This window comes from Staphylococcus sp. EG-SA-2 (assembly GCF_017152085.1).
The window spans coordinates 1-1,065 of record NZ_JACYHC010000887.1; the positions used below are offsets into that span (position 1 = coordinate 1).

Sequence of the window (1,065 nt, forward strand, 5' to 3'; positions counted from 1 at the left end):
TATTAATCCACATCGGTTTAGACACTGTTAAATTAAACGGAGAAGGCTTTACTTTACATGTTGAGGAAGGTCAAGAAGTTAAACAAGGTGATTTATTAATCAACTTTGATTTAGACTACATCCGCAATCATGCAAAGAGTGATATTACGCCTATTATCGTGACACAAGGAAACATTACAAACCTTGATTTTAAACAAGGTGAACATGGCAACATTTCATTTGGCGATCAATTATTTGAAGCTAAATAATGCTTACTATAAACAGGTGCGTATACCTTCATAAGGTGACGCGCCTGTTTTTTCTTTGCTATTGTATTTTGCGGCATCATTGATAGTTCGCTCTCCCCTTAAATTTTGAATTTTAAGATCATCAATTTAAGCCCCCCTTCATACTCATTTCCTAAAAAGTATTAATTGTTCACTATTGTTAGCGTTTTCACAACAAAGTCAACTTCCTTGACCTTACACTGTATTCGAGGCTATCATTTTAAGTGTAAATATAGAGAAAAGGTGGTTTTTTTATGAAACAACGCATTGGAGCTTACTTAATTGACGCTTTTCATCGAGCAGGCGTCGATAAAATTTTTGGTGTTCCTGGTGATTTTAATCTCGCTTTTCTAGACGATATTATCAGCAATCCCAATGTAGATTGGGTAGGAAATACAAATGAATTAAACGCAAGTTACGCAGCGGACGGTTATGCCCGTCTTAATGGACTCGCTGCATTAGTTACTACATTTGGTGTTGGCGAATTAAGTGCCGTCAACGGTATCGCAGGTTCATATGCTGAACGCATACCTGTCATTGCGATTACAGGTGCGCCGACACGTGCTGTTGAACAAGCCGGTAAATATGTACATCACTCACTTGGTGAAGGTACATTTGACGACTACCGAAAAATGTTTGCACATATAACCGTTGCACAAGGTTATATCACACCTGAAAATGCAACAACCGAAATACCACGTTTAATTAATACAGCAATCGCCGAAAGACGCCCAGTTCATTTACATTTACCAATCGATGTCGCAATCTCTGAAATTGAGATACCGACACCATTTGAAGT

The 1,065-nt window shown here is 37.9% G+C and carries 3 protein-coding genes; 2 read left to right on the plus strand and 1 reads right to left on the minus strand.

All coding sequences use genetic code 11. The features are described 5' to 3' along the window. Positions 1 to 248: PTS sugar transporter subunit IIA (locus IDG60_RS15705; protein ID WP_206160903.1), on the plus strand; the 248-nt coding region annotated here is incomplete at its 5' end. On the opposite strand, the gene IDG60_RS15710 is transcribed toward IDG60_RS15705, so the two are convergent. Then, positions 227 to 328 carry a hypothetical protein gene (locus IDG60_RS15710; protein ID WP_000982808.1) on the minus strand — a complete coding sequence of 34 codons (102 nt, stop codon included), beginning with the start codon at positions 326 to 328 and terminating at the stop codon, positions 227 to 229. The genes IDG60_RS15705 and IDG60_RS15710 overlap by 22 nt on opposite strands. Positions 329 to 520: 192 nt before the next feature. Between IDG60_RS15710 and IDG60_RS15715 the strand changes: the two genes are divergently transcribed. Continuing rightward, positions 521 to 1,065, plus strand: a 545-nt coding sequence (locus IDG60_RS15715) for a thiamine pyrophosphate-binding protein (protein ID WP_206160904.1), incomplete at its 3' end; no start/stop codon positions are given.